Annotated in this window: 21 protein-coding genes and 1 tRNA gene; 13 read left to right on the forward strand and 9 right to left on the reverse strand. The window is 70.6% G+C overall.

Translation table 11 applies throughout. The annotated features are described in order from the left end of the window. The first annotated feature begins 92 nt into the window (after positions 1-92). The 3 genes from ACFFCN_RS12345 to ACFFCN_RS12355 are packed head-to-tail and all read left to right on the forward strand — an operon-like array spanning position 93 to position 2,544. Positions 93-728, forward strand: coding sequence for a hypothetical protein (locus tag ACFFCN_RS12345; protein WP_375492009.1), 636 nt, complete (start codon positions 93-95; stop codon positions 726-728). Then, positions 728-1,939 (forward strand): tyrosine-type recombinase/integrase, encoded by a 1,212-nt coding sequence (locus tag ACFFCN_RS12350; RefSeq protein WP_375492011.1) that lies wholly within the window; start codon positions 728-730, stop codon positions 1,937-1,939. The genes ACFFCN_RS12345 and ACFFCN_RS12350 overlap by 1 nt, the downstream gene beginning before the upstream one ends. After that, positions 1,936-2,544, forward strand: coding sequence for a hypothetical protein (locus ACFFCN_RS12355; RefSeq protein ID WP_375492013.1), 609 nt, complete (start codon positions 1,936-1,938; stop codon positions 2,542-2,544). The genes ACFFCN_RS12350 and ACFFCN_RS12355 overlap by 4 nt, the downstream gene beginning before the upstream one ends. A 2-nt stretch (positions 2,545-2,546) precedes the next feature. Here the strand turns inward: ACFFCN_RS12355 and ACFFCN_RS12360 are convergent. Beyond that, a tRNA-Leu gene (locus tag ACFFCN_RS12360) sits at positions 2,547-2,631 on the reverse strand. Between the two features lie 281 nt (positions 2,632-2,912). Here ACFFCN_RS12360 and ACFFCN_RS12365 point away from each other — a divergent pair. Continuing rightward, entirely contained in the window at positions 2,913-4,250 is a 1,338-nt protein-coding gene (locus ACFFCN_RS12365) for a M20/M25/M40 family metallo-hydrolase (RefSeq protein WP_375492015.1), read from the forward strand. A gap of 122 nt (positions 4,251-4,372) precedes the next feature. After that, the gene (locus ACFFCN_RS12370) at positions 4,373-5,902 is read left to right on the forward strand and encodes an ATP-dependent DNA ligase (protein WP_375492017.1); all 1,530 of its coding nucleotides are present in this window, start codon (positions 4,373-4,375) and stop codon (positions 5,900-5,902) included. A gap of 1 nt (position 5,903) precedes the next feature. Here ACFFCN_RS12370 and ACFFCN_RS12375 read toward each other — a convergent pair whose 3' ends face one another. The 4 genes from ACFFCN_RS12375 to ACFFCN_RS12390 are packed head-to-tail and all read right to left on the reverse strand — an operon-like array spanning position 5,904 to position 9,132. Next, complete coding sequence (locus tag ACFFCN_RS12375; RefSeq protein ID WP_375492019.1) at positions 5,904-6,119, reverse strand: DUF5703 family protein; 216 nt, start codon at positions 6,117-6,119, stop codon at positions 5,904-5,906. A gap of 18 nt (positions 6,120-6,137) precedes the next feature. After that, complete coding sequence (locus tag ACFFCN_RS12380; protein ID WP_375492021.1) at positions 6,138-6,779, reverse strand: acetoacetate decarboxylase family protein; 642 nt, start codon at positions 6,777-6,779, stop codon at positions 6,138-6,140. Next, positions 6,776-8,494, reverse strand: coding sequence for a GMC oxidoreductase (locus ACFFCN_RS12385; protein ID WP_375492023.1), 1,719 nt, complete (start codon positions 8,492-8,494; stop codon positions 6,776-6,778). Before ACFFCN_RS12385 ends, ACFFCN_RS12380 begins: the two co-directional genes overlap by 4 nt. Then, positions 8,491-9,132 (reverse strand): TetR/AcrR family transcriptional regulator, encoded by a 642-nt coding sequence (locus ACFFCN_RS12390; protein WP_375492025.1) that lies wholly within the window; start codon positions 9,130-9,132, stop codon positions 8,491-8,493. The genes ACFFCN_RS12385 and ACFFCN_RS12390 overlap by 4 nt, the downstream gene beginning before the upstream one ends. Before the next feature lie 78 nt (positions 9,133-9,210). Here ACFFCN_RS12390 and ACFFCN_RS12395 point away from each other — a divergent pair, with 78 nt between their 5' ends. Beyond that, the gene (locus ACFFCN_RS12395; protein ID WP_375492026.1) at positions 9,211-10,590 is read left to right on the forward strand and encodes a flavin-containing monooxygenase; all 1,380 of its coding nucleotides are present in this window, start codon (positions 9,211-9,213) and stop codon (positions 10,588-10,590) included. A gap of 1 nt (position 10,591) precedes the next feature. Here the strand turns inward: ACFFCN_RS12395 and ACFFCN_RS12400 are convergent, their stop codons facing one another. After that, a complete protein-coding gene (locus ACFFCN_RS12400) occupies positions 10,592-10,984 on the reverse strand; it encodes a PPOX class F420-dependent oxidoreductase (RefSeq protein WP_375492028.1) in 393 nt (130 codons plus the stop codon). A 111-nt stretch (positions 10,985-11,095) separates the two neighbouring features. Between ACFFCN_RS12400 and ACFFCN_RS12405 the strand changes: the two genes are divergently transcribed. Beyond that, a complete protein-coding gene (locus ACFFCN_RS12405) occupies positions 11,096-11,536 on the forward strand; it encodes an OsmC family protein (RefSeq protein WP_375492030.1) in 441 nt (146 codons plus the stop codon). Positions 11,537-11,599: 63 nt separating this feature from the next. Here the strand turns inward: ACFFCN_RS12405 and ACFFCN_RS12410 are convergent, their stop codons facing one another. Together ACFFCN_RS12410 and ACFFCN_RS12415 are read right to left on the reverse strand one after the other, a co-directional pair. Next, positions 11,600-13,459, reverse strand: coding sequence for an AAA family ATPase (locus ACFFCN_RS12410; protein WP_375492032.1), 1,860 nt, complete (start codon positions 13,457-13,459; stop codon positions 11,600-11,602). Positions 13,460-13,506: 47 nt separating this feature from the next. Beyond that, on the reverse strand, positions 13,507-14,478 hold the full coding sequence (locus ACFFCN_RS12415; RefSeq protein ID WP_375492033.1) for an aldo/keto reductase: 972 nt from the start codon (positions 14,476-14,478) through the stop codon (positions 13,507-13,509). 60 nt (positions 14,479-14,538) lie between these two features. On the opposite strand from ACFFCN_RS12415, the gene ACFFCN_RS12420 reads away from it, so the two are divergent. From ACFFCN_RS12420 to ACFFCN_RS12440, 5 genes are read left to right on the forward strand one after another with little or no spacing between them, the layout of a single operon-like run. Next, entirely contained in the window at positions 14,539-15,591 is a 1,053-nt protein-coding gene (locus tag ACFFCN_RS12420; protein ID WP_375492034.1) for an LLM class F420-dependent oxidoreductase, read from the forward strand. A gap of 31 nt (positions 15,592-15,622) precedes the next feature. Further along, complete coding sequence (locus ACFFCN_RS12425) at positions 15,623-16,468, forward strand: undecaprenyl-diphosphate phosphatase (RefSeq protein ID WP_375492035.1); 846 nt, start codon at positions 15,623-15,625, stop codon at positions 16,466-16,468. Between the two features lies 1 nt (position 16,469). Beyond that, the gene (locus ACFFCN_RS12430) at positions 16,470-17,165 is read left to right on the forward strand and encodes a histidine phosphatase family protein (RefSeq protein WP_375492036.1); all 696 of its coding nucleotides are present in this window, start codon (positions 16,470-16,472) and stop codon (positions 17,163-17,165) included. A gap of 53 nt (positions 17,166-17,218) precedes the next feature. Beyond that, positions 17,219-17,779: a DUF3090 domain-containing protein gene (locus ACFFCN_RS12435; RefSeq protein WP_375492038.1), complete on the forward strand. Its 561-nt coding sequence runs from the start codon at positions 17,219-17,221 to the stop codon at positions 17,777-17,779. A gap of 34 nt (positions 17,780-17,813) precedes the next feature. Next, complete coding sequence (locus ACFFCN_RS12440; protein ID WP_375492044.1) at positions 17,814-18,560, forward strand: SCO1664 family protein; 747 nt, start codon at positions 17,814-17,816, stop codon at positions 18,558-18,560. A 245-nt stretch (positions 18,561-18,805) separates the two neighbouring features. Here ACFFCN_RS12440 and ACFFCN_RS12445 read toward each other — a convergent pair whose 3' ends face one another. Further along, the gene (locus tag ACFFCN_RS12445; protein ID WP_375492040.1) at positions 18,806-19,258 is read right to left on the reverse strand and encodes an SRPBCC family protein; all 453 of its coding nucleotides are present in this window, start codon (positions 19,256-19,258) and stop codon (positions 18,806-18,808) included. 32 nt (positions 19,259-19,290) lie between these two features. On the opposite strand from ACFFCN_RS12445, the gene mshC reads away from it, so the two are divergent. Then, a partial coding sequence (gene mshC, locus ACFFCN_RS12450; RefSeq protein WP_375492042.1) for a cysteine--1-D-myo-inosityl 2-amino-2-deoxy-alpha-D-glucopyranoside ligase occupies positions 19,291-20,396 on the forward strand: 1,106 nt, incomplete at its 3' end.

Consider the following 20,396-nt stretch of genomic DNA (forward strand, 5'->3'; position numbering starts at 1 on the left):
AAGGTGACGACGCCACAATGTCGAACCTGGCGGCACTTTCACCATCTATGCCAGATGTTGACTAACTTGTTGTCTACGTGTTGACTAAAGGCATGTCACCACGTCGGCCAGCGCGCCCCTCGGTCATCGAAGTCCAACCCGTCAGGCAGACCCTCGGCACCGACCGCGTCGAGATCATCGCGGAAATGGGGGACTACATCATCCGCGGCGTCCTGCGCGACGACGGGGATCGGTACAGGCTGGTCGAGTTCGGCATGAGCGCGGTGGAGTTCACCGCCCCCGAGGTCGAAATCACGTCGACTGCCCTCCGCCAGGTCGAACTCGCGAAGTTCGCAGATGCGGGACGTCAGATCGTCGTCATGCACGGCGAGCATGACCTCGGCCGAGACACTGACGATCGAGGGCAGCCCACCGACGTCGCAGCAGCGCGACGGAGGATCAAGGCGGCCAGCCGGTCATCCCGATCCGGCGGATCGGACCGAGGTGATGCCTTCTACCGGCGCGTCGCGCTAGACCTGATCGAGCTCGTCGAGTCCGGCCGTCCCACGCCAGGCGGCGTCCTGGAGACGCTCGCCGACGTCGAAGCCAAGCGTCTCGGTCACGAGGTTCCGGTTCAGACACTTCGAACGTGGATCCGGCTCGCGCGAGAACGGAAGTTCTTGGCGCCGAGCACGCGCGGCCGTATGAGCGCCGAGCCGGGCGCTCGCCTGTATCGGGGGGATGAGTGATGACCAAGCCGCGGCGTCGCCAAGCTGGCGAGGGTGGGATCAGCGCCTACCGGACGAAGGCTGGTGAACGGTTCCTGATCAAGTACGTCGCGTGCCGCGACGACGGGTCGAAGTACGTCGTGCTCAAGCGCGGGTTCAAGACGCGTCGCGAGGCCAGCGCCGCGCTGCGCGACCGGACGCACAGCGTCGACCACGGGCAGCACGTCGCTCCGAATCGCATCACGGTCGGCGAGCACATGGGGGAGTGGCTCGACGGCCTACGAAAGAGCCCCAGCACCATCGCCAGCTACCGGAAGAACGTTCGTCTGCACGTCGTCCCGCATGTCGGAGCGCTGCGGCTCGAGCAGCTGACAGGCACGCGGCTGACTGCGCTGTACCGCCAGCTCGAGCGAGAGGGCCGAGCAGACGGTGCCGGCGGCCTGTCCGCCCGTACGGTGCGCTACGTCCACACCATCATTCACAGCGCGCTCGGCGCCGCGGTCCGCGACGGCCGGCTCATCGCGAACCCGGCGGACAAGGCCGTTCCGCCGTCGGCGCGCGAGGCGGCGTCGCCCGAGATGAGCACTTGGAGCAGCGAGCAGCTGCAGGCGTTCCTCGGTTGGTCGCTCGCGCGACCCGATGACCTCTACGCCGCGTGGCTGCTACTCGCGATCACCGGCATGCGCCGCGGCGAGCTGCTCGCGCTCCGGTGGGCTGACGTCGACCTCGAGCGCGGTACCGTCGCGGTCCGTCGCTCGGCCGGCCTGATCAAGAGCAAGGGCGAGCCGGAGCGCATTGACATCGGGCGGCCGAAGTCCGGCAAGACCCGTGTCGTTGACGTCGACCCGCAGACCGTCATCGTGCTTCGGTCGCATCGCGCCGCCCGCGGGTCGCTCAGTCTCACGTTCGCCCGCGACGACGCCTACGTGTTCGGCGACCTGGCCGGCGAGGTCCGCCACCCGGAACGGTTCTCTCGAACGTTCTTGGCCCGCGTTCGGGACGCACAGCGCGCGCTCGGCGAGGACGCGCTACCGGCCATCAGGACTCACGACCTGCGTCACACGATGGCGACGCTCGCGCTCATCAACGGCGAGCATCCGAAGGTGGTCAGCGAGCGCCTGGGCCACGCGAAGGTGAGCATCACGCTCGACGTCTACTCGCACGCCGTGCCGACTCTGCAACGCGAGGCTGCGGGCCGCCTCGCTGCTCTCGTCTACGGAGCGAAGTCGTGACCCCTCCCGTCATCATCCACACCGTCTCGGCCGCGAGCTGGCCGCAGGTTGCCACCGTCGTTACTGCGGTATTCGCCCTGCTCGTGTCCCTGGGCGCGTTCGGCTTTCAGCTGGCGTCATGGCGTCGTAGCGGATTTCGACCACGGATGCGCTGGTTTTACCTCCACGACACCGGCACCCGTACGTGCGTCATCCGCATCAGCAACCGTGGACGCGTCGCCGGCGAACTCGCTGAGTTTCAGCTTGCCCCCGAGATGACCAGGAGCCAGGTCATCGCAGTGGCCAAAAGCGGCGGGTTCTGGACGCGGGTTCGCGCGCGAATCGGTAATCGGCGGCTCGGTGACGTCCGAACCATGCCAACCGCGATCGAGGGAAAGCCGCTGCCATACCGCCTCGAGCCGAACGCCACCTATGAGGTGCGAATGCCGGTGCAAATCCTGGTCACTACGGCAGCTGCATTCCAGAACGCCCGGCTCTTTCCGGAATGCCGCTGCGGGAACGACGAAGTGGTGCGGGGACAACCCTTCGAAGTATCACCGGAGTATCGCCAATGGGCGATTGACCATCCTCTGCAGCCCGTAGGCCCGCAACATGGGACGTCCTGAAGTGTCCGAGGGGGGACTTGAACCCCCACGCCCGATAAAGGGCACTAGCACCTCAAGCTAGCGCGTCTGCCATTCCGCCACCCGGACGAGTGCGCCAGCGAGTTTAGCCCAATGGTCCGGCTCGCCCGCGTGGCGTCCTGACGCCGGCCGCGTTACACACCTAACGATTGCTTCACATTGAGCTCACATAGAGCTAACATGCTCCTTGCGCGTTCGGGGCCGCCTGGGGGGCGTCTGGATCGACGTCACTGCATGGGGTGGGGCCCGGGTGACCGATAGCGCCGGCTCGGCAAGCATCGACCGGCGCGACGGATCATGACGCGCCCTGATCGCGCGTCCCAGACACGGCCGGGGTGTATGAACAAGGCATGACCGCGGCCCCCGCAGACAGCCCGTCCGACCAGTCCGGCCAGTCGGTGCCGAGCGCGCAGGATGAGGTCGTCGACCTGCTCGTCGAGCTCATTCGCATCAACACCAGCAACCCGACGAACCCGGAACGGCCGGCCGCCGAGTGGGTGGCCGCGAAGCTGGCCGAGGTCGGTGTCGAATCGCAAATCATCGAGGCCGCACCCGGCCGAGCGTCGACGGTGGCGCGCATCGAGGGCGCCGATAGTTCACGCCCACCGCTGCTGATCCACGGGCATCTGGACGTCGTGCCGGCCGATGCCGGCGAGTGGTCGGTCGACCCGTTCGCCGGCGAGATCCGCGACGACTACGTCTGGGGCCGCGGCGCGATCGACATGAAGGACATGGACGCCATGACGCTCGCGCTGGTGCGTGAGTGGCAACGCACCGGCCGCAAGCCGCCGCGCGACATCGTCCTCGCGTTCGTGTCCGACGAAGAGGCCGGCGGCCGGCAGGGCGCGCACTATCTCGTGGACAACCACGCCGATCTGTTCGCGGACTGCACCGAGGCGATCAGCGAGGTCGGTGGTTTCAGCATCAGCCTGAGCGAGGACGCCCGCGTCTACCTGATCCAGACGGCGGAGAAGGGCATCCACTGGCTCCGGCTGCTGGCGAGCGCGCCGCCGGGGCACGGCTCGATGCGCCACGAGCAGAACGCCGTGACGAATCTGGCTCGCGCCGTGTCGCGGATCGGCGACCACGACTGGCCGATCGTCATCACCGACACGGTCAAGGCAACGGTTGAGGGTCTTGCCGCGCTGACCGGCCGCGACGTCGACGCGGCCGATCCCGATTCGTGGCTGCCGATGCTCGGTGGCGCGGCCCGGATGATCGGCGCGACGATCCGCAACACTGCGAATCCGACCATGCTCGAGGCCGGTTACAAGGTGAACGTCATTCCGGGCCGCGCCGAGGCGAGCATCGACACCCGCTTCCTGCCTGGCCAGGAGGAGCAGATGCTGGCCGTGCTCGACGAATTGATGGGCCCGGGCATCATCCGCGAGACCATCGTGTCCGACATCGCCGTCGAGACGCAGTTCGAAGGCGCACTGGTGGACGCGATGAGTGCGGCGCTGCGGGCCGAGGACTCCGGAGCCCATGCGTTGCCGTTCCTGATGAGCGGCGGCACGGACGCGAAGTCGTTCTCGACGCTGGGCATGAAGTGCTTCGGGTTCTCCCCGCTGCGCATGCCCGCGGATCTCGACTTCATGTCGCTGTTCCACGGCATCGACGAGCGCGTTCCCGTCGAAGGCCTGAAGTTCGGCGTCCGCGTACTGGATCGCCTGCTCGCCGACTGCTGACGCCACATCGGGCGTTGGCCGACGGTTTGCACCCGCAATTGTCGCTAACCGGCCCGGCGAACCCGCGTGAGCCACGGCAGCGGGTGCAAACCGGTGTCAGCACACGATGGCAGGCTGACGGCGTGCTGGTCGCCGAGGTTGCCGCCGCGTCCGCGGACGTCGGGGCGACGTCGTCGCGGCTGGCGAAACGAGCCCGCATCGCCGAAGTGCTGGCCGCCGCGGACGACACGGAGATCGCGGTCGTCGTCGACTGGCTGTCCGGCGAACTCCCGCAGCGCCAGATCGGCGTGGGCTGGGCGGCACTGCGCTCGCTGCCGGCCCCGGCCGACGCCGCGACTCTGCAGGTCGCCGACGTCGACGCGCTGTTCAGCACCATCCGCGAGACCACCGGCAAGGGCTCCCAGGGCCGGCGCGCCGAACTGCTGACGGGTCTGTTCGGTGCGGCCACCGAGGTCGAGCAGGCGTTCCTGCGGCGATTACTGGGCGGCGAGCTGCGTCAGGGCGCGCTGCTCGGCGTCATGTCCGACGCGATCGCCGCGGCCTACGAGGTGCCGGCCACCGCGGTCCGGCGCGCGGCCATGCTCGGCGGCGCGCTGCCGGCCGTGGCCACCGCAGCCAGCACCGGTGGCGTCGCCGCGTTGGAGGAGTTCCACCTGCAGGTCGGCCGCCCGGTCGGGCCGATGCTCGCCCAGACGGCCTCGGACGTCGGCGAGGCGCTCGAGCGGCTCGGCGGCACCGCGGTGTTCGAGGCCAAGCTCGACGGAGCGCGCGTGCAGGTGCACCGCGACGGCGACACGGTGCGGGTCTACACCCGCAGCCTGGACGACGTCACCGCGCGGCTGCCCGAGGTCGTCGAGGCCACGCTGGCGCTGCCCGTGACGACGTTCGTCGCCGACGGCGAGGCCATCGCGCTGCGTCCGGACGGACGCCCGCACAAGTTCCAGGTCACCGCGTCTCGCTTCGGCCGCAGCGTCGACATCGACACCGCGCGCGGCGCGCAACAGCTGTCCGTCTTCTACTTCGACGTCCTGCACCGTGACGGCGTCGACCTGCTCGATGCGCCGGGCGAGCAACGCGCCGCCGCCCTCGCCGAGATCGTCCCGGGCCGCTTCCGCGTGGACCGGCTCGTCACCTCCGACCCGGCGGCGGCACAGGAGTTCCTCGACCGCACGCTGACAGCCGGGCACGAGGGTGTCATGGCCAAGTCAATGGCCGCGCCGTACGAGGCAGGTCGGCGCGGGGCGGGGTGGCTGAAGGTCAAACCGGTGCACACGCTCGACCTCGTCGTGCTCGCCGTGGAGTGGGGCTCGGGTCGGCGGCACGGCAAGCTGTCGAACATCCACCTCGGCGCGCGCAATTCCGACGGCGGCTTCGTGATGCTCGGCAAGACGTTCAAGGGCATGACCGACGCGATGCTCGACTGGCAGACCGAGCACTTCCTGTCGTTGGCCACCGGCCCGACGGACGGTTACGTCGTCGAGGTGCAGCCGGTGCAGGTCGTCGAGATCGCGTTCGACGGGCTGCAGACGTCGACGCGGTATCCGGGCGGCATGGCGCTGCGCTTTGCCCGGGTGCTGCGCTACCGCGACGACAAGCGTGCCGAGGACGCCGACACGATCGACACGGTGCGCGAGTTCTACGAGCGAGCGTGAGTCAGGTCGGCAGGCCGGGCAGTGGCACCGATGTCTTACGCAGCTTTCGGCGCAGCATGACCCGCCGGGTGCCGTCGGTGTAGCGCTGGACGCGGTGCAACTCCCAGCCGCCGAACTCGGCGTGCAGGGACAGCTGTGCCGCTGCGTTCGACCGCGACACGTCGGCCGGGATCCGCAGCGGCACGTACTCCCAGTCCGGGTCGACGCGTGCGCTCATCGCCGACCATTCAACGCGCTAACGCCGCGGCACACCACTGTCGGCTGCGCCGGACGTGCCGAAGCTCATCTCGAAGTCAGCCAGCTGGACGGATGTGGTCGGGCGACGGCCGGCGAGCCAGCCCAGCGGTCCGTTCGGCGCGGCGTCGAAGGTGGCGGAGCCGTAGGCGAGTGTGCCGCGGGAGCGGACCGGGCTGCGCAGTTCGGCACCGCCACGCTCCTGCACGACCGAGTAGTTCAGCGGGACGGGGCGGGGGAGCGCCGCACGCCGGCGCACCGTACCGGTGGCGATCGGCGTGCCGTCCGGACACGCGGCGGACAGCAGGCCGTTGCCGAAGTCGAACGTCGCGAGCTCTTTCGGGATCGCCCACAGCCCGCGCCCGCCGTAGCGCGAGGACTCGCTGTCGACCCAGATCGCGAGAATCGTCGGCGCGACGAGTCGCCCGCGATGCACGAGCAGGGTCGCCATCAACTCGCGGTAGCTGAGCACACCGCTCGGCTCGTAGTCGACCCAGGCGGTGGCGACCACGCCGCGGCCGCCGAGCCGGACCGGCGACCAGCCCGGCGGCGTCACGACCGGGATGTCGGCCAGCGGCAGCAGGAACGTGGACGCGTACATCTGGCCGCGCAGGTCCCACGGCTGGGGCGGGTAGTCGGTCACGGGCGAACCTCCGGTTCGGGCAGTCGCAGCGCACCGGGCGCATCGGCGGGGACGACGGGGGACTGCGGCGGCACGACTGCAACACGCTGGTACGGCCTGCCGAGCGCAGGTCGCGCATCGACGTCGCCGCGGTTGGGCCAGAACGATATCGCCCGCTCGGCCTGCGCGGTGATCGTCAGCGACGGATTGACGCCGAGGTTCACCGAGACGGTCGAACCGTCGACGACGTGCAGGCCGGGATGGCCGTACAGCCGGTGGTAAGCATCCACGACCCCGGTGGCAGGGGAGTCGCCGATCACGCAGCCACCGATCAGGTGTCCGGTGACCGGCATGTCCACCAGGTCGCCCCAGGTGCCGCCAGCAACGCCGTCGATCTTGTCCGCCACCCGGCGGGCGACGTCATGACCGGCGGCGATCCACGTGGGGTTCGGCTCACCGTCGCCGGGCCGGCTGGTCAGCAACCGTCGACCGAACCACGACCGGCCGCGCAGCGATGTCGTGATCGAGTTGTCGAGGGTCTGCATCACGAGCAGCACGATGGTCTGCTCCGACCAGTGCTTCGGCGCGTGCAGCTTGGGCAGCTGCCGGAACTGGCGGCGCATCTCGCGCAACCCGGCGCGCCAGCGCGACACCGGTTGGTCGCCGTCGACCAGCACGGTGCCGAGCAGCGACAGCAGATTCGAGCCGCGGCCGTAGCGCACCGGCTCGACGTGCGTCACCGGATCGGGGTGGATCGACGACGTGATGGCGACGCCGCGGCTGTAGTCGGTGCCGTTGCCGCGGGCACGGGCGGCGAGGATCGCCTCGGAGTTCGTGCGTGTCAGCCGCCCGACGCGGTCGGACACGTGCGGCAGTGAACCGTCCTCGCGCATGGCGTGCAGCAACTTGGCGGTGCCCAGCGCACCGGCCGCGAAGATGACGTCGTCGGCGGTGAAGAGCCGGCGCTGCGCGCGACGGCCGGTCGGGCGGCGACCCGTGCGGTGCGTCTCGACGACGTAACCGCCGCCCGGCCGTGGCCGCACCCGGTGCACCGTCGTCAGCGGATGCACCTCGGCGCCCGCCTGCTCGGCGAGGTACAGGTAGTTCTTGACCAGCGTGTTCTTGGCGTTGTGCCGGCAGCCGGTCATGCACTCGCCGCAGTGCATGCATGAGCGGCGCGTCGGCCCGGCACCACCGAAGTACGGGTCGGCCACGTCCGTCCCGGGCCGCACGCCCGGCGCGCCGAAGAACACGCCGACGTCGGCCTTGCGGAACGTGGCGCCGACGCCCATGTCCTGCGCCACCTCACGCATCACGCGGTCAGCCGGTGACGTGCCGGGATAGGTCGCCACGCCGAGCATCCGCTTGGCCTGGTCGTAATGCGGCGCGAGCTCCGTCTGCCAATCGGTGATGTGCGACCACTGCGGGTCGGCGTAGACGCCGGGCGGTGGCTGGTACAGCGTGTTGGCGTAGCCGAGCGAGCCGCCGCCGACGCCCGCGCCGGACAGGATCAGCACGTCGCGCAGCGGCGTCAGCCGGAAAATGCCGTAGCAGCCGGTGGCCGGCGCGAACAGGTAGTCGCGTACGTGCCACGACGTCTTCGGCAGGTCGGCGTCTGCGAAGCGCCGGCCGGCCTCGAGCACCGCGACGCGGTAACCCTTCTCGGTCAGCCGCAGGGCGCTGACGCTGCCGCCGAACCCGGAGCCGATGACGACGACGTCGTAGTGCTCGCTCATGTCAGTGCTCCGGCGAACAGCGTGTCGACGAGGCGACGCGCGCGCTGCGACCGGACGCGCCCGGAGGTGTCGTGCAGGACGAGCGCGGCGTCGAGCCCGGGCTCGTAGGGCGCGATGGCCAGGTGCGGCAGCAGCAGCACCAGCATCGACAGCAGCGCGTCGACGTCCGTGGTGGCGCGCAGTTCGCCGGACCGGACCGCCGCGTCCAGCAGCGGACGCAGGCCCTGCGCGTAGAGCCGGTGGACGGGCTCACGGACGGCCTGGCGGACGGCGGGGTCGAGTTCCATCGTGGTCGCCGCGGTGACGCCGCGTTCGAGCGGATGTTTGCCCATGTAGGCGATCCAGACGTCGACCAGCCCGGCGAAGTGATCGGTGAACCGCTCGCCGTCGCCCGGCGCCTCCAGGTAAGGGTGCATGGCCGAGTAGATGCGCAGCGACGCCTGCTCCGCGACGTGGGCGAAGAAGTCGAATTTGTCGGCGAAGTACTGGAAGAGCGACCCCTTGGCAACACCGGCTTCGCGGGCGACGACGTTCAGGCTGGCCCCGGAGTAGCCGTGTCGGCCGAACTCGGCCATCGCCGCGTCGAGGACCCGCGCACGGCGGTCCGCATCGAGGTTGTCCCAGGTGGGACGGGGCATTTGCACGACCTCCGCATCGGTGCCATAGTCGTCGAACCATCTTATGACCACCCGGTCATACGCGCGCAAGGGGGCAACGTGAGCAAGGTCTGCGTCATCGGTGCCGGGTCGTCAGGCATCGCCGCGTGCCAGGTGCTGCAGGCCCGCGGCATCGACTTCGACTGCTACGAGTCGGGTTCCGCGGTGGGCGGTAACTGGCGTTACCTCAACGACAACGGCATGTCCTCGGCCTACCGCTCGCTGCACATCAACACGTCGCGCGAAATCATGGAGTACAAGTCGTTCCCGATGCGGCACGACTACCCGACGTATCCGAACCACCGGCAGATCGCGCAGTATCTCGACCGCTTCGTCGACAACTTCGGCCTGCGCGAGCGCATCCGCTTCCGCACCGAGGTCGTGCGCGTCGAGCCGGTCGACTCCGCTGGCAAGAGGTCATGGGACGTGACCGTGCGCGAGCGTGACGCCGAGGAAACCACCACGACGCGCTACGCGGCCGTCATCGTCGCGAACGGCCACCACTGGGACGCGCGCTGGCCTGAACCCGCCTTCCCCGGCGCCGACACCTTCACCGGCACCCAGGTGCATTCGCACTACTACAAGACGTTCGACGACTACGAGGGCAAACGCGTCCTCGTGCTCGGCATCGGCAACTCGGCGTGCGACATCGCGGTCGAGACGTCGAAGGTCAGCGACCGCACGTTCCTCGCCATGCGTCGCGGTGCGCACGTCATCCCGAAGTACGTCTTCGGCATGCCGACCGACCACCTGACGACGTCGCCCATCGCGCGCTACCTGCCGTTCGCCGCGCAGCGCGCCATCCTCTCGTTGGTGATGCGGGCCGGGCGCGGCAACGTCACGAGCTACGGGCTGCCGAAGCCCGATCATCGGATCGCCTCGGCACACCCGACGATCTCCGACGAGATCCTCGTCCGCCTCGGCCACGGCGACATCGTCGTCAAGCCCAACATCGCGAGGTTCGACGGCGATACCGTGCGCTTCGACGACGGGAGCAGCGAGCAGATCGACATCGTCGTCTACTGCACCGGGTACAAGATCAGCTTCCCGTTCCTCGACGACTCGGTCATCAACCCGCAGGACAACGAGATCTCGCTATTCCATCGCGTCGTCGATCCGGCCAACCCGGGCCTGTACTTCCTCGGGCTCGTCCAGCCGCTCGGTGCGATCATGCCCCTGGCCGAGGCACAGGCCGAGTGGATCGCCGACCTGCTGGACGGCTCCGCGACACTGCCGTCCGACGCCGAGATGCGGCAGGAGATCACGGCGTATCACCGCCACCTCGACAAGCGGTACGTCCGGTCGAAGCGGCACACGATCCAGGTCGATTTCCTCAACCACCTCGCGGAACTGCGCACCGAGCGGCGCGCCGGCAGCCGACGCGGGGGCCAGTCCCGCGCGCTGGGTGCCGGTGCGGCCAGCGTGCCGGCGGCGCGCTGAGTCAGGCCGAGTCCGGGCGCACCGCCACGACCACACGATCGGTCATGGCCGGACGCAGCTTCTCCAGCACGGTCACGAATCGGTACTGCCAGCCGTACTTCGCGCGCAGTGCGTCCGCCACGGCCCGCATGGTCGCGGGGTCGTCGACGATGTCGGCCTGGCCGGTCACGGTCGGGGCGTCCGGTGCCACCCGGCCACGACGGTCGCACGGGCGAAGTTCAACGTGTTGGTTGTGGCGTACCCGCTTCACCTTGCCGCTGCCGCGCGGCGTCCAGAAGCGCAATCCGGCACCGTCGCCCACCACCCACAACGGAGTGGCTATGCGTTCACCGGACCTGCGGAAGGTGGCCAGCGAGACGAACGGCTCCGCGGCCAGCTCGGCGAGATCGCTCATACCGTCACCTTGCCCCGATCCCGACAGGCGGTAGCGGCGACCATTGTTCGCGCCGACTAGCGTCGGTCTCGGCTGCGCACCCGCGCCCACGTACAGCGAAGGAGAGTGCCGATGCCCACCCGTACCGCGCGTACTGCCTGGAACGGCGGCCTGCAGGACGGCTCCGGCCAGGTCGAGCTGAGCAGCTCGAAGGTCGGGACCTACGACGTCTCGTTCCCCAAGCGCGCCGCGGAGGACGCCGGCGGGACGACGAGCCCGGAAGAGCTCATCGCCGCCGCGCACTCGTCGTGCTACGCGATGCAGCTCTCGGCGCTGCTGGCCGAGGCCGGTGGCACGCCGCAGTCACTCGACGTGCAGGCCGATGTCTCGCTCGGCCCGGACCCGGCCGGCGGCTTCCGGCTGACCGGCATCAAGCTCACCGTGCGCGGCGAGGTCGAGGGGCTGGACGACGCCGGCTTCCGCAAGGCGGCCGATGACGCCAAGGCCGGCTGCCCGGTCAGCAAGGCGCTGACCGGCGTGGAGATCACGCTGGACGCTGCACTGGAGAGCTGACCGCCGCGCCTAAGGCGAGACCTCGCCCGGCTTCTCGATGAGTGGCGGCGGCGGGGCGGGCGGTCAGGCGTCGGGCGTCGCCGCGCGCAGCAGCGCGGTGAGCTGGGTGCGGCGGGGCAGCGTGCCCACCTGCCGCACCGCCCGCGCCACCGCCGGCCCGGCCGCGTGCACGATCGACAGGTGCCGCTGCGCGCGGGTCAACGCCGTGTAGACGAGCGGGCGCGAGAGCATCCGCCCGGCCTCCGGCGGCAGCACGACGACCACGGCCGGGAACTCCGAACCCTGTGCGCGATGGACGGTGATCGCCCAGCCGTGCAGCAGATCGCCGAGGGTCTTGCCCTTGACCTGCGCCGGGCCGGACGCGAAGTCGACCGTCACCGTGCCGTCGCCCCCGCCGTCATCGACCCGGCCGACCTCGCCGTTGGCGAAGCCGAACGGCTCGGCCTCGAGATGGCTCGCAGTGGCCACGACGCGGTCGTCGGGATCGAAGCGCCGCTTGCCGCTGCCCGGGTTCAGCGTGGCCTTCAGTGCGGCGTTCAGCGCCTGCGTCCCCGCCGGGCCACGGTGCACGGGCGTCACCACCTGCACCTGCTCGGCCGCGATGCCGAGCGCACGCGGGATCGAGTCGGTGACCAGCTGCACCACCCGGTGTGCTGCCTCGGCCGAGCCGCGCGCCGCGACGACGACGACCTCGTGCGTCGGATCGTCCACGGCGGCAAGGTCACCGGCCCGGACGGCCGTCGCCAGCCGCGCGATCGTGCCGCCCTCTGCATGGCGATAGAGCGTCGTGAGTTCGGTGACGGGCACCGTGCCCGAATCGATGATGTCGCCGAGCACCCGGCCGGCGCCGATCGACGGCAGCTGCGCGGCGTCGCCGACGAACACGACGTGCGTGGTGTCCGCGCAGGCGGTGAGCAGCGCATCGGCGAGCTCGACGTCGAGCATCGAGGTCTCGTCCACCACCACGACGTCCTCGTCGAGCGGCCAATCCTCGCCGCGCGCGAACCCGCCGTCGAAACGCACGCCGTCCTCGGAGCGGCGCGGCTGCGCGCCGAGCAGCCGGTGCAGCGTCGACGCGGGGGAGTCGCACAGCTGCTCCAGCCGCTTCGCCGCGCGGCCGGTCGGCGCGGCGAGCGCGACGGTGCTGCCGGCGGCCTCGGCGAGCGACACCAGCGCGGCGACGGTGCGGCTCTTGCCGGTCCCCGGTCCACCGGTGAGCACGGTGAACCCGCCGGACAACGCGGCGCGTACCGCGGCCTGCTGCGCCTCGTCCAGCGCGTCCAACACTTTCGGTGTGCCCGTGACGGCGATGGGCTCGGCCGTGGCGACGAGCCGCGCGATGCCCACGGCGATGCTGTCCTCGGCCTGCGCGTAACGCGCCAACGCGATGCACCCGTCGCCGGCCTCGACGACAGCGCCGGACTCCAGCGCGGCCGCGACCGCGGCAGGCGCATCCGGGACGCCGAACCCGGCCAGCCCGGAGACGACGTCGTCGACCGGCGCCTGCGTGTGCCCGTCGCGGGCCTGCTGCGTGAGCACCCAGCCGACCATCGCCCGCGCCCGCCGCGCGTCGTCACGCGTGACGCCCGGCAGGGCCACGCGGGCCACTCGGTCGGCCTCACCCGGCGCGACGCCGGTGAGGACCAGCAGCCGCCACGGATCGTCGCGCAGCAGCCGCGGCGCAGGCGGTCCGAGTTGGTCCACGGCGCGGCCGGCAATGCGCGCGTCGACCCCGGCCGGCACCAGCAGCTGCGCCACCTCGTACGCGGGCGTCACCGCGATCCATGACGACAGCAAGCGGCCGGCGCGCTGCGGTCCGACCTTCGGCAACCTGGTGAGCGCCGCGGTGGTCACGTCCTCCGGGCCGCGGATGCCGGCCTCGGCCAGCTCGCCCGCGAGCCGCTTGCCGAGGCCGGGCCACAAGCCGGCCGCGCAGAACGCCGCGAAGACCGGGTCCGGTTCCGTCGTGGTCAGTGCACGTCCTCCGGGTAACCGCTCACCGGCGCGGAGACGTCGTCGAGTGCAGTGCGGATCTCGCGCGGCAGCTCGAGCGCCTCGCTCGCCAGCGCGCCGGTCAGCTGCCCGAGCGTCCGCGCGCCGAGCACGGGCGCGACCACGCCCGGCCGCTCGCGCAGCCACGCCAGCGACACCGCGACGGGTGAGGTCGCGAGACCCTCGGCCGCGGTGGCCACCGCCTCCACGATGCCGCCCGCATGGGGCTCGTCGACGGATACGAGATCCGGCCGGTGCCCGACCGCGGCGCGCGAGTCGGCCGGCATGCCGCCGCGGTACTTGCCGGTCAGCACACCGCCGCCGAGCGGCGACCACGGGAAGACGCCGACGCCGAGCTCGAGGCTCGCGGGAACGACCTCGCGTTCCACCGCGCGGTCGACGAGTGAGTAGCGGACCTGGTTCGCGACGATCGGCGCGCGACCGGGGACGGCGCGTTGCCATGCCGCAGCGCGGCCGAGCCGCCAGCCGCAGTAGTTCGACACCCCGACGTAGCGGACCTTCCCGGCGACGACCGCGGCATCCAGCGCGGCCAGCGTCTCGTCGAACGGCACGGTGTCATCGACGTAGTGCACGTACCAGAGGTCGACGTGATCGGTCTGCAGCCGGCGCAGCGACGTGTCGAGCTGGCGCAGCAGCGCGCCGCGCGACGCGTCGACGAACCGGCCCTCCGGGGTGCGGCGGATACCCGCCTTGGTGGCGATCACCAGGTCTTCGCGTGGGACGACGTCGGCGAGCAGGTTGCCGAGCATGCTCTCGGCCTCGCCGTAGCCGTAGGAGGCCGCGGTGTCGACCAGGGTGCCCCCGGCGTCGTGGAAGGCGACGAGCTGGGCCGCCGCCTCGTCGAGATCCGTCTCGATACCCCACGTCATGGTGCCGAGGGCGAGATGCGAGACCTTTAGTCCGCTTCGTCCGACAGTGCGCTGCTTCACGCTGAGAAGCTACCGGGCAGGCGGCACGGAGCGGCGGTGCGACGCCAGTAGGGTGGCGCGGTGCGGCTGGGACTCAACGTCGGTTACTGGGGGCTGCGCGGGGACGCCAGCGAGGATCTGGAACTTGTGCTGGAGGCCGAACGTCTCGGTTTCTCGGTGGTCTGGGCGGCCGAGGCCTACGGCTCGGACGCGGTTTCCGTGCTCGCGTACCTCGCAGCGAAGACCTCGACGATCGACCTCGGCAGCGCGATCCTGCAGATCCCGGCGCGTACCCCGACGATGACGGCCATGACGGCCGCGACGCTCGACTCGCTGTCCGGCGGACGGTTCCGACTCGGCCTCGGCGTGTCCGGCCCGCAGGTCTCCGAGGGCTGGCACGGCGTGCGGTTCGCCAAGCCGCTCGCGCGCACCCGTGAATACGTCGACATCGTCAACCTGGCTTTCTCACGCCAGCGCGTGCGCTACGACGGCGAGACCTACCAGTTGCCGTTGCCGGACGGGCCGGGCAAGGCGCTGCACCTGATGCTGCACCCGACGCGCGAGCACATCCCGATCTACCTCGCGTCGATCGGGCCGAAGAACCTGGAACTCACCGGCGAGATCGCCGACGGGTGGCTACCGGTGTTCTTCGCCACCGAACATGCGGACGGTCTGCTGGAACGGATCACCGCGGGCCGCGCCAAGGCCGGCAAGGACCTGACCGGCTTCGATGTGTGCCCCACGGTGCCGGTCAGCGTCGGCGACGACGTCGAGGCCTGTGCCCAGCCGGTACGCCCCTACGCCGCGCTCTACGTCGGGGGCATGGGCAGCCGCGAGCAGAACTTCTACAACAACCTCGCTGTACGTATGGGCTTCGAGCAGGCTGCCGGGGAAGTGCAAGATCTCTACCTCGCCCGCGACTACGACGGCGCCGCCGCGAAGGTGCCCGTCGAGTTCGTCGACCGCACGTCCCTGCTCGGCCCGGTCGACCGGTTGGCCGAGCGCATCGTGCAGTTCGCCGAGTCCGGCGCCACCACGCTGTCGCTCGCGCCCTGGGGCGCCAACGCCGCCGAGCGGATCGACTCGCTGCGCGCGGCCGCCGACGCGCTCGACAAGTCCGGGCTCGGCGAATGACCCCGACGCGGACGGCGCGCGTGATCGACCGATGACTTTCTTCCAGGCCATCGTCCTGGGCATCGTGCAGGGCCTGACCGAATTCTTGCCGGTCTCCTCGACGGCCCACCTGCGGATCGTCCCGGTGCTGTTCGGCTGGCATTTCTACAAGAACAGCACGAACGACCCGGGCGCGCCGTTCACCGCGATCATCCAGCTCGGCACGACGCTGGCCATCGTCATCTATTTCTGGCGCGAGCTGCTGAGCGTGACCGTCGCCTGGTTCCGCGGGCTCGTCAATCGGGAATGGCGCGGCACGCTGGAGTACAAGCTCGGCTGGTACCTGATCCTGGCCACCGTGCCGGTCAGCGTCTTCGGTCTGCTCTTCAGCGACCAAATCACCACCGGGGCACGCAACCTGTGGCTGATCGCCTGCACGCTGATCGCGTTGGCGATCGTGCTGTTCGCCGCGGAGAAGGTCGGTCGCCGCGACCGCGAGGAGGAGGACATCAACAGCGCGGACGCGGCGGTCGTCGGCGTGGCGCAGGCGCTGTCGCTGATCCCCGGCGCATCCCGATCCGGCACCACGATCACCGCCGGGCTGTTCCGCGGGCTGACCCGCGAGGCCGCGGCCCGCTTCTCGTTCCTGCTGTCCATCCCGGCCGTGGTGCTCTCCGGCGGCTATGAGGCGATCAACCCCGGCAAGGGACACTCGCCGGGCGTGGGCCTGACCGGCGTGGCGCTGGTCGTCGCCTTCATCGTGGGTTTCGCGTCGATCGCCTGGCTCATGCGGTATCTGACCCGGCACAGTACGTTCATCTTCATCTACTACCGCATCGGACTCGGCGTGCTGCTGCTCGTGCTGCTGTCCACCGGCGTCATCTCGGCGACGCGCTGACATGTCGACACTGCTGCTCGTCCGGCACGGCCTCACCGCAATGACCGGCCCGGTGCTGGCCGGCCGTACCCCCGGCCTGCACCTCGACGAGCGGGGCATCAAGCAGGCAGCGGCGACCGCCGAGCGGCTCGCCGTGTTGCCGCTGCGGGCCATCGTCACCAGCCCGCTGGAGCGATGCGTGGAGACCGCGCAGGCCGTCCGGGACGCGCAACGCGGCGAGCCCGAGTGGCATGTCGACGACCGGCTCATCGAGTGCGGCTACGGCGACTGGACCGGGAAGGCGATCAAGGAGCTCAGCCGCGATCCGCTGTGGAAGACCGTGCAGACCCAGCCGTCGGCGGTGCGGTTCCCCAACGGGGAGGCGCTGAGTGACATGTCCGCGCGCGCGGTGGCGGCGGTCCGCGACTGGGACGCGCGGCTCGGCGACGATGCGGTGTGGATGGCGTGCAGCCACGGCGATGTCATCAAGGCCATCCTCGCCGACGCACTGGGCCTGCACCTGGACCAGTACCAGCGCATCGTCCCCGACCCGTGCTCGGTGTCGATCATCCGGTACACGAGCACCCGCCCGTACGTGATCCGGGTCAACGACACCGGCGGCGACCTCGCAGCGTTCACCCCGCCGAAGCGGCGACGCCGCAAGGCCGGCGGCGACGACGCGACCGTCGGCGGCGGGGCAGGTGGCGGCAGCCTGTGAGCCGCAGCTGTCGGACGGATCGCGTCGCTCGCGCCGACTAGGCTGGCGACATCATGCGTCAACTGCACGTCTTCGAACGCCCCACCCGCTTCGTCGCGGGCACCGTCGGCACGCCCGGGGAACGCACTTTCTACCTGCAGGCTGTGCAGGGCGTCCGGATCGTCTCGGTGGCGCTGGAGAAGCAGCAGGTCGTGGTCCTCTCCGACCGTCTCGAGCAGCTGCTCGACGAGGTCGTCGCCCGCACCGGCGACGAGCAGCCGGCCGCGCCCAGCGACAACGAGGCGCTGCAGCTGCCGGTGGACGAGGAGTTCCGCGTCTCGGCCATGGGGCTGGCATGGGACGGTGATTCCGGGCTGGTGATCATCGAGGCGCAGGCACCGGTGGAGAGTTCGGAAGAGGCCGAGCAGACCTTGCTGGAGGACGTCGAGGACGGCCCCGACGCGCTGCGGGTGCTGATCGAACCGACCGAGGCGCGCGCGTTCATCGAGCGCGCCCGCAAGCTGGTCTCCGCAGGCCGCCCGCCTTGCCCCCTGTGCGGTCAGCCGCTGAACGCCGAGGGGCACGTGTGCGTCCGGCTCAACGGCTACCACCGCAACGTCACGCTCAACACCTGACACCTTGAGCTCGCAAGACGACCTGACGCCGGCGTTGGCGCTGTCGCTCGACGGCGGCGGGTCCGGCGTCACCCTCGAGGACGCACTGACGCTCTTGCGCGACGGCGAACTCGCCGTCGAGGGCCGGGTGCTCGACGCGTCCAACGCGACGTTCTACTGCGCGGTCACCGTCGGCGAGCGCTCCGCAGCCTGCGTCTACAAGCCGGTGGCGGGGGAGCGCCCGCTGTGGGACTTCCCCGACGGCACGCTGGCCGAGCGCGAGGTGGCCGCGTACGAGGTCTCCGCGGCGACCGGTTGGCATGTCGTGCCGCCCACCGTCTACCGCGACGGCCCGGCGGGGCCGGGCATGGTGCAGCTGTGGATCGACATCGACGACTCGGTCAACATCGGGCGGTTCATGCGGCGGCGCGACGTCGAGCGGCTGCGTGCGATCTCGGTGTTCGACGCGGTCATCAACAACGCCGACCGCAAGGGCGGCCACCTGCTGCCGACGTCCGGCGGGCACGTCTATGGCGTCGACCACGGCGTCAGCTTCAGCGCGGAGGACAAGTTGCGCACGGTGCTGTGGCAGTGGGCCGGTGCGCGGCTGCCGCAGGAGTCGCGCAGCGTGCTCGCGCAGTTGTCCGAGCAGCTGCGTGGCCCGCTCGGTAACCGCCTCGGTGAACTGCTCACGCAGCGCGAGGTGCGCCAGACCCGGCTGCGGGTGCAGCGGCTGCTGTCCGACGGGCGGCATCCGGAGCCGTCCGGCGACTGGCCCGCCGTGCCCTGGCCGCCGATCTAGCCCGCGCTCGCTGAGCACGTCCTCGCTCGGGACCAGTCGCTGACGCTCGGGTCCGTCGCTGCGGCGTTGCTCGCCTTCGGCTCGCCCGCACTTCGCTCGCGCGGCAACACCTCTTCGCGCGAGCGCTCATCGTTCCTACGGATGGTCCTCGAGTCGTTTGGCTTTCCTGGCTAGGGGTCGCTGTTGGCGCTGTATAGCGACCATCAGGCAGGAAAGGCGGATCGTCGCGGCCGCATGCGCAGCTATCAGGCGGGGTGCGAGCCGGTGGCGATCTCTGCTAGGCGGTCAAGGGTCTTCTCGATACCGCGGCGATTGCGGGTCGGGAAGCGCGTCAGCTGCAGTCCGACCCGGTTCCAGATGGGCAGCGGCCGCGCGTCCCACTGCTCGGTCACCTCGGTGCCGCCGTCGACCGGCGTGAACGTGTAGCGCCAGACGTGGCCGTTGAAGTGCCGCCAGGCGAGCTGCCGGCCCTCCTCGAACTCGACGACGGTGTTCTCGATCTTGTAGTTGGCGCCGAGGTGCATGTCCATGCCGAACTTCGCGCCCAACGACAGCCGCTGCGGGCCACCGCCGCGGACGGCGCGCACCGATCCGGAACCGTCGATCTCCGGATGCCTGCCCGGGTCGGCGACGATGTCGAACAGCTGCTGGGCGGGGGCGGCGATGGTGCGGGTCTCCGACACGAGGTACGCGCTCATGCAACGCAAGTCTGCCCGATACCGTGAGCCGCATGCGCAGCTGGCAGTCGTGTCCCCTACCCGAACTGCCCGGCCGCGGCGAGCCGCTACGCCTCTACGACACCGCCCGTGCGGGCGTCCACGTCACGGACCCGCAGCAGACGGCGCGGATGTACGTGTGCGGCATCACGCCCTACGACGCCACGCACCTCGGCCACGCGGCCACCTACCTCGCGTTCGACCTGGTTCACCGGGTGTGGCGCGACAACGGGCACGCGGTGCAGTACGTCCAGAACGTCACCGACGTCGACGACCCGCTGCTCGAACGCGCGAAACAGACGGGCGAGCAGTGGGCCGACCTGGCCGCGCGCGAGATCGAGCTGTTCCGCGCCGACATGGCCGCCCTGCGCGTGCTGCCGCCCACGGACTACGTCGGCGCGGTCGAGGCGATCCCGCAGATCGCCGAGGCGATCGGACGTCTCGAGACCGCCGGCGACGCCTACCGCGTCGAGGACGACATCTACTTTCCGGTTGCGTCCGCGCCCGGGTTCGGCGCGGAGTCGAACTACAGCCGCACGGAGATGCTCAAGCTGTTCGGCGAACGTGGCGGCGACCCGGACCGCGCGGGCAAGCGCGACCCACTGGATTCGCTGCTGTGGCGGGCGGAACGCGACGGCGAACCGGCGTGGCCGACGCCGCTCGGCCCCGGACGCCCCGGCTGGCACATCGAGTGCAGCGTGATCGCGCTCAACCACCTCGGGATGACGTTCGACGTGCAGGGTGGCGGGTCCGACCTGATCTTCCCGCACCACGAGCACTCAGCCGCGCACGCCGAGGTCCTGACCGGGACGGCGCCGTTCGCACGGCACTACGTGCACGCCGGCATGATCGGCCTGGACGGCGAGAAGATGAGCAAGTCGCGCGGCAACCTGGTGCTGGTGTCCAAGCTGCGCGGCGCGGGCGTCGACCCGATGGCCGTGCGGCTGGCGCTGCTCGACGGCCACTACCGCGACTACCGCGAATGGACCGGCGGCCGGCTCCCCGCGGCGGAGGCACGGCTGGCCCGCTGGCGGGCGGCGACCTCGCTCGCTGCCGCCCCGCCCGCCGACGACGTGCTGGCCGGCGTACGCCGGGCGCTGGCCGACGACCTGGACACCAC

The sequence above is a fragment of the uncultured Jatrophihabitans sp. genome (genome assembly GCF_964246335.1).
In the GTDB taxonomy this organism is placed as follows: Bacteria; Actinomycetota; Actinomycetes; order Mycobacteriales; family Jatrophihabitantaceae; genus Jatrophihabitans.

Excerpts from the sequence above, each read along its gene's own strand:
- ACFFCN_RS12345 (WP_375492009.1), top strand. The coding sequence starts at position 93 with ATGTCACCACGTCGGCCAGCGCGCCCCTCGGTCATCGAAGTCCAACCC.
- ACFFCN_RS12350 (WP_375492011.1), top strand. The coding sequence starts at position 728 with ATGACCAAGCCGCGGCGTCGCCAAGCTGGCGAGGGTGGGATCAGCGCC.
- ACFFCN_RS12365 (WP_375492015.1), top strand. The coding sequence starts at position 2,913 with ATGACCGCGGCCCCCGCAGACAGCCCGTCCGACCAGTCCGGCCAGTCG.
- ACFFCN_RS12375 (WP_375492019.1), bottom strand. The coding sequence starts at position 6,119 with ATGAGCGCACGCGTCGACCCGGACTGGGAGTACGTGCCGCTGCGGATC.
- ACFFCN_RS12385 (WP_375492023.1), bottom strand. The coding sequence starts at position 8,494 with ATGAGCGAGCACTACGACGTCGTCGTCATCGGCTCCGGGTTCGGCGGC.
- ACFFCN_RS12390 (WP_375492025.1), bottom strand. The coding sequence starts at position 9,132 with ATGCCCCGTCCCACCTGGGACAACCTCGATGCGGACCGCCGTGCGCGG.
- ACFFCN_RS12400 (WP_375492028.1), bottom strand. The coding sequence starts at position 10,984 with ATGAGCGATCTCGCCGAGCTGGCCGCGGAGCCGTTCGTCTCGCTGGCC.
- ACFFCN_RS12405 (WP_375492030.1), top strand. The coding sequence starts at position 11,096 with ATGCCCACCCGTACCGCGCGTACTGCCTGGAACGGCGGCCTGCAGGAC.
- ACFFCN_RS12425 (WP_375492035.1), top strand. The coding sequence starts at position 15,623 with ATGACTTTCTTCCAGGCCATCGTCCTGGGCATCGTGCAGGGCCTGACC.
- ACFFCN_RS12430 (WP_375492036.1), top strand. The coding sequence starts at position 16,470 with ATGTCGACACTGCTGCTCGTCCGGCACGGCCTCACCGCAATGACCGGC.
- ACFFCN_RS12435 (WP_375492038.1), top strand. The coding sequence starts at position 17,219 with ATGCGTCAACTGCACGTCTTCGAACGCCCCACCCGCTTCGTCGCGGGC.
- ACFFCN_RS12445 (WP_375492040.1), bottom strand. The coding sequence starts at position 19,258 with ATGAGCGCGTACCTCGTGTCGGAGACCCGCACCATCGCCGCCCCCGCC.